The organism is Collinsella sp. AF19-1LB, from assembly GCF_003459655.1.
Lineage (GTDB): Bacteria > Actinomycetota > Coriobacteriia > Coriobacteriales > Coriobacteriaceae > Collinsella.
On sequence record NZ_QRWO01000049.1, the window covers coordinates 1 to 5,785 of the forward strand.

Below are 5,785 nucleotides of genomic sequence, written 5' to 3' on the forward strand. Positions count from 1 at the left end.
CTCAATGTGTTCGGCTGAGATCGGAAATCAACCCCTGATTTTATGGCAAACGGTAGGGGTAAAAAGAATGGGCCTCGTGACTCAAGATCGCGAGGCCCATGTTCGTTCGCTGTAGTAATAAATTAGTAGCGTACGAAGATGTAGTTGTTGTTCATACCGGCTGCGACGGAGCTGATGATAACGCCCGTTTTGTAGTCGGAAGCATGGATCATCTGGCCATTACCGATATAGATGCCGGTATGGTAGGAGTTAACCACAACATCGCCGGGTTGCGGATCGGACACACGGGTCCAACCCATGAAAGTGCCGGTGGTGCCCAGACGGCAGTAGCGGCCCGTGAGGCAATAGCTTACAAAGCCGGAGCAGTCAAAGCTGTTCGGTCCAATGCCGCCCCAAGAATAAGCGCAACCCAGCTTGCTATAAGCGCGAGAAACAACGGTACCGCCGTCAACGGACTGGCTCGGTGCGGAAGGCGTCGGAGTCGGAGCGGGCGTCACGGGCTGCGGCGTGGGGGCAGGAGCGGGCGCGGGCGCAGGCGTGTTGCCGCCGCCGTTGTTGGTCGTACCGCCACCATTGTTGGTGTTCTCGGTCGTACCGGCGGTGTCGTTGCTCACCGTGGCCTTTTCGGCGGTGCTGGCATTAATGCCAGCCTGCAGCGCAGCGTTGGCCTCGGCCTCGGCAGCAAGCTCGGCCTGCAGCTGTGAATCCAGGAAGTTCACGACATTCTGGGCCTCAGCCTGCTGGGCATTGAGCTCGTCGACTTTCTTCTGCGTCGCGGCGACGTTCTTCTCCTGCTCGGCCTGCTTATCGGTGAGCTGCTGCTTAAGGTCCTTGACCTCTTGGATGGTCTGGGCCTGCTTGTCGGACACCTTGCCGTAGTAGAACAGACGGTTGAGCATATCGCCCAGATCGTCGACACCCGTCAGGACCTGAAGGAGACTCAGGCCGCCGGTCTTGTACTCACCGGCAACGTAGCTCGAAAGCTTTGCCTGGCCTTCGGCGATCTCTTGCTGCTTTTGCGTAATCTCGCCTGCAGTCTGATCAAGCTCCTGCGTCTGTGCGGAGAGTTCATCGTGAATTTGCTGGGTTTGCGTGCCGATCTGCTCGAGTTTAGTACGAGCAGCGGCAAGGTCGGATGCGGTATCGGCGTAGGCCGGAGCCACGAGGCCCAGGCCCAAAACACAAGCGAGGGTTGCCGTAGCAGCGCAGCGTGCCATGTTTCTGTGCGTGTTTGCTGTGCGCATGTAGCTTCCTTTCCAGTAACTAAGGGTAACGGCTAGTCCACCGTCACCAGGCTAAAGAGCTCAACATCGTCGTCAGTCGGCGTGAGCTTCTTGCGCGGGTTGAGAAACGCAAGCTCAAGGATACAACCGTAGCCCACAAGCTTTGCGCCCATATCACGCACCAGTTTACCTGTTGCCTCGACGGTTCCGCCCGTCGCGACCAAGTCGTCCAGAATCAACACGGTATCTTTAGAGCTGATGGCATCGGCGTGAATCTCGATAGAATCCGTTCCATACTCGAGCTCGTAGCTCTCGCTTATCGTCTTGCGCGGCAGTTTGCCGGGCTTACGTGCGGGTACAAAGCCGGCACCTAGGGCGACGGCCACGGGCACACCGACCATAAAGCCGCGGGCCTCGGGTCCTACGACCTTGGTAATGCCCATATCGGCAAAATGCTCGGCAAGGGCATCCACCATGGCCCTCAGGGCCTCGGGATTGCCAAAGAGCGGTGTGATGTCCTTAAAGACGACTCCGGGCTCGGGATAGTCGGGGATATCGACGATATGAGATTCGAAGTCGTACATGGCGTGACCTTTCATGGATTGCCGGGTGGACGGCGATTATTTACCCGTGTTAGCAGACGGGTTATGCGAGGGGACGACGACCTTGGACGGTTGCACGAGCGACTCCTCGTGCGCGGCAACCGCGGGGACGCTTGCCCCATCGCTTTTAGCCTTGGTGGATTCGGAACGTGCAATCTCCTCATCGAGTGCATCAATGTCGGCGTCCTCGACCACGGCGTTGAGCGACTCAAAGACACGGTTCTTAAGGAGCGCGGTATGCACACCCTCGGTGAGGTCGTGCAGCTTCTTAAAAGCGCGCTCGAGCTTGGCGTCGCGCTCATCATCAGAGGTATCCATGCCGAGCATGCTCACGAGAACCTGCTCAAACATCGAAGACTCGCGGTTTGCCGACGATACGTACTGACGCAGGTTGCGCGGCTCAATGTGGAAGCGCGACAGCTCCGAGCAGTAGCGGATAATCGGGAAATCTCTGCCATCGACGAGCTCTCGGTTCTGCGGGCTCTTGATGATGCGGATAAGATCGTTCTCGGCAAGGGAGCGGATAAACGAAATCTCAACACCGAGCATGTCGGGGATCGTCTCGATGGGGTGCAGCTTTTGCTTGGTCTCCTTGGGCTCCGTCTTAAGCGGAACATCGGACAGAAGACCCACCTCGTAAGCCAAAGTGGACAGGTCCGTTGCGTTTTCCAAGCGCTGCTTAATGACGTTGAGCGGCATGTAGCGGGTCTTCTGCAGGTGCAGGATGACCTCGAGACGGTCAACGTCTTCCTTGGAGTACTGGCGATACCCCTTAGGCGTTCGATGAGGGGTGATGAGCCCCTCATCTTCTAGAAATCTAATTTTTGAGTTCGATAGATCGGGGTATGCGCCTCGAAGTAGATTGACGACTTGGCCGATACTCAGATAGTTGCGTTCGGCCATGCCCTACTCACCGGTTTCGATGCGCTCCGGCGTGCTCTCGTGGTAGATGAGCGTAAACGTACCGATCTGGACGGAAGAACCATCGTGCAGCGGGGCCGCGTTGACAATGGCGCCGTCGACCCAGGTGCCATTGAGCGAGCCCAGGTCCTCAATGCGAGCGCCGAGGCCCTCGCGAATAATGCGCGCGTGGCTACGCGAAACGGTCATGTCATTGAGGAAGATGCCGTTCGCAGGATCGCGGCCGATGGTGGTCACGTCGTCCTCGAGCTCAAAGGCGGCACCAGTCTGCGGACCCTTGACGATGGACAGAACGGGTGCGGTGATGCGCACGTTGGCCATGAGGTCGGGAACGGTGACGTCGCTTGAAGGCACGCGGAATACGCAGGTAGCGTCAGCAGTCTTATCATTCTGAGGCATATTGTTAACCATGTTGTCCATGACAACCCCTAACTTATCGCGGACGTGCCGCAAATAATGAACCGTACGTAATCATACCCCAACGAATCAGTCTTCGATTTCAGGGTTCAGAAAGTCGATGTCCTCGTCCTCGGGATGCGTGAGAGCCTGTTTAATGGCCACTCCGCCCTTAATGGAATAGATGACAGCCGTGAGCATGGAGAAGATCACGCCGCCGTACACAAAGAAGATGCCGAGGGGCACCGAGCTTCCGTTGAGGCCCGGGAAGGCCGTAAGGGTTGAAGGTAAAAGATGCAGGCCGTCAATAACGGGGAACCCGAGCAGCATGAGCGAGAAGCCGGTCATGAGCAGTGCAGTGGCAATCTTTCCGGGAAAGACGACATCGATGGGGCGACGGTGATAATGACGCACGATAAGCGTGCCGATGCCCAGATAGATGTCGCGGCCAATAATGAGCACGCAGACCCAGATGGGCAGCTCTCCGCGGACCACCAGCCCAAGTACGCCGGTGAACAGCAGCGCACGGTCGCAGATGGGATCCATGACCTTGCCGAGCCACGAGACCGTCTTGGTCATGCGGGCGATCTGACCGTCCATCCAGTCGGTAGAGGCGGCAACGGCGTAGATAACGATGGCGATGACGCGGTTGTTATCCGTCACAAACAGGTACAGAAATACCAGGGTGAGGATCAGGCGCGTAAAGGTGATGAAATTGGAGATCGTAAAGATCTTATTCGACGGGTAATCGGAAGTGCCGATAAGCTCCTTTTTGATCTTCTTTTTGATGCCCACAGGACTCCCCCGCTGGTTAACGACAAAACTTTCGATACTATACCCGTTCCGGCGATGTCTATCCAGCGTATGCATAGAGAGTCCAGACATATGGAGGATGCTACTGGGTTGTGCGGGATTCTGCATTTGTGTACATCAGCCTCCAAATATGACATTTTTCGGCATCTTTGATGGCTGATGTACACGTTTTGATTCGGTGATTACATCGATCGGGAAAGTTGTTGCCTTAAGCAAATTAATCATGATGTGCGGGTCGAGAAGGGTTGGCGCCAAAAGAGCCCAACGGCCGTTACGGCTTCGTTAGAAACGCGCCCCACCATGGATGGTGAACCCGAAAGGTAAGGCGCGCGGGCACGGTGACTCGGCCCGCGCTCCCGGAAGAGAAAGGATAAACCCATGGGTTACATGCTCGAGACGCGTGGGCTCACCAAGCGCTTCGGCCGCGGCGACCAGGCGCAGGACGCCGTGGCCGATGTGAGCCTTCATATCCGCGAGGGCGAGGTGTACGGGCTGCTCGGTCCCAACGGCGCCGGCAAGTCGACAACGCTCAAGATGATCTGCGGGATGCTGCGGCCGACGGCCGGGGAGATCCTCTTTGCCGGGCACGCCTGGCGCCGCGAGGACCTCTACGCAATCGGCAGCCTCATCGAGGAGGCGCCGCTCTACCCCAACCTCACCGCGCGAGAGAACCTGCGCGTGCGCACCACGCTGCTGGGCCTTCCCGAGAGCCGCATAGATGAGGTGCTCGCCGCCGTGGACCTCGCGGACACCGGGAAGAAGCGCGCCGGGCGCTTCTCGATGGGCATGCGGCAGCGCCTGGGGCTCGCACTGGCGCTGATCGCCCGGCCACGCCTGCTCGTGCTCGACGAGCCCACCAACGGCCTCGACCCCATCGGCATCGAGGAGCTGCGCGACCAGATCCGCGGCTTCGCGGCGGCGGGTACGACGGTGATCGTCTCGAGCCACATCCTCTCCGAGGTGCAGCAGATGGCGGACACCATCGGCATCATCTGCGGGGGGCGCCTCGCCTACGAGGATGCGCTTCGTCCCGGACAGGACCTCGAGGAACTCTTCATGAGCTTCTGCCGGGAAGGGCGACGAGCGCGCGGGGAGGTGGCGGCATGACGGGTGAGAAAGGCGGCCTGCTCGCGGGCCTGCGCGCCGAGGCCCTGAAGTCGCGCCACGCGGCACCGGTTCGCCTGGCCGTGCTCATGGCGCTGCCGATGCCGCTGCTCGGCGCGATGCCCTACCGGGGCGTGCAGATCTTTAGCGCGTGGAACTACTGGTACGCGCTCTTCCTGCCCGTGTCTCTATCGCTTGTGGTGGCGTGCGTCGCGCGGGCGGACGCTCGCACGCGGATGCGGGGGCTTCTGGGCCTGGGCTTCCCGCTCGGGCGAGCCTGGTGGGCTAAGGCGCTCTGGTGCCTCGCTCTTTGCACGCTCTCGAACCTCGTGGTCTTCGGCATCTACCTCGCGGGATCGGCGTTCTCCTCGCAGGGTCTCACGGCCGCGGGCACGCTCACGATGCTCCTCTGCGCGCTCGCCAACACGGTGACCGCGGCGTGGATGATCCCCGCAGGGCTCTTCCTCACGGCGCGGCTCGGCATGCTCGCGGGCATCTTCTGCCCGCTCGCCGCGCAACTCGTAGGTGGGTTCGCCTGGTCGTTGGTGCCGCTGCCGCAGCTCTTTCCGCCGTCGGCGAACATGGTCATCCCCACGAGCTTCATCCCCGTGCTGCCGAGCGGCGAGCCGCTCGCGGCGGACATGGCGCTCGGCGGGGCGCTCATGGCGGACGGCATGCTCACGCTGGCGGGCCTTGCGGTCTGCGCGCTCGCGTTCGCCGCGCTCA

7 protein-coding genes are annotated in these 5,785 nt (G+C 60.1%); 2 read left to right on the top strand and 5 right to left on the bottom strand.

Translation table 11 applies throughout. The annotated features are described in order from the left end of the window. Positions 1–122: 122 nt before the first annotated feature. The 5 genes from DWX39_RS10465 to DWX39_RS10485 all read right to left on the bottom strand — a co-directional run bounded on the left by DWX39_RS10465 (position 123) and on the right by DWX39_RS10485 (position 3,937). On the bottom strand, positions 123–1,244 hold the full coding sequence (locus DWX39_RS10465; RefSeq protein WP_117759885.1) for an NlpC/P60 family protein: 1,122 nt from the start codon (positions 1,242–1,244) through the stop codon (positions 123–125). Between the two features lie 32 nt (positions 1,245–1,276). Next, on the bottom strand, positions 1,277–1,807 hold the full coding sequence (locus tag DWX39_RS10470; protein ID WP_199411499.1) for an adenine phosphoribosyltransferase: 531 nt from the start codon (positions 1,805–1,807) through the stop codon (positions 1,277–1,279). Positions 1,808–1,843: 36 nt separating this feature from the next. Continuing rightward, complete coding sequence (locus tag DWX39_RS10475) at positions 1,844–2,728, bottom strand: MerR family transcriptional regulator (RefSeq protein ID WP_117759889.1); 885 nt, start codon at positions 2,726–2,728, stop codon at positions 1,844–1,846. A gap of 3 nt (positions 2,729–2,731) precedes the next feature. Beyond that, entirely contained in the window at positions 2,732–3,166 is a 435-nt protein-coding gene (locus tag DWX39_RS10480) for an FHA domain-containing protein (protein ID WP_006236002.1), read from the bottom strand. 66 nt (positions 3,167–3,232) lie between these two features. Then, positions 3,233–3,937: a CDP-alcohol phosphatidyltransferase family protein gene (locus DWX39_RS10485; RefSeq protein ID WP_117759891.1), complete on the bottom strand. Its 705-nt coding sequence runs from the start codon at positions 3,935–3,937 to the stop codon at positions 3,233–3,235. A gap of 396 nt (positions 3,938–4,333) precedes the next feature. Here DWX39_RS10485 and DWX39_RS10490 point away from each other — a divergent pair, with 396 nt between their 5' ends. Beyond that, a complete protein-coding gene (locus DWX39_RS10490; protein ID WP_055250122.1) occupies positions 4,334–5,062 on the top strand; it encodes a lantibiotic protection ABC transporter ATP-binding protein in 729 nt (242 codons plus the stop codon). Then, positions 5,059–5,785: hypothetical protein (locus DWX39_RS10495; protein ID WP_117759893.1), on the top strand; the 727-nt coding region annotated here is incomplete at its 3' end. The genes DWX39_RS10490 and DWX39_RS10495, both read left to right, overlap by 4 nt.

Excerpts from the sequence above, each read along its gene's own strand:
- DWX39_RS10465 (WP_117759885.1), bottom strand. The coding sequence starts at position 1,244 with ATGCGCACAGCAAACACGCACAGAAACATGGCACGCTGCGCTGCTACG.
- DWX39_RS10470 (WP_199411499.1), bottom strand. The coding sequence starts at position 1,807 with ATGTACGACTTCGAATCTCATATCGTCGATATCCCCGACTATCCCGAG.
- DWX39_RS10475 (WP_117759889.1), bottom strand. The coding sequence starts at position 2,728 with ATGGCCGAACGCAACTATCTGAGTATCGGCCAAGTCGTCAATCTACTT.
- DWX39_RS10480 (WP_006236002.1), bottom strand. The coding sequence starts at position 3,166 with ATGGACAACATGGTTAACAATATGCCTCAGAATGATAAGACTGCTGAC.
- DWX39_RS10490 (WP_055250122.1), top strand. The coding sequence starts at position 4,334 with ATGGGTTACATGCTCGAGACGCGTGGGCTCACCAAGCGCTTCGGCCGC.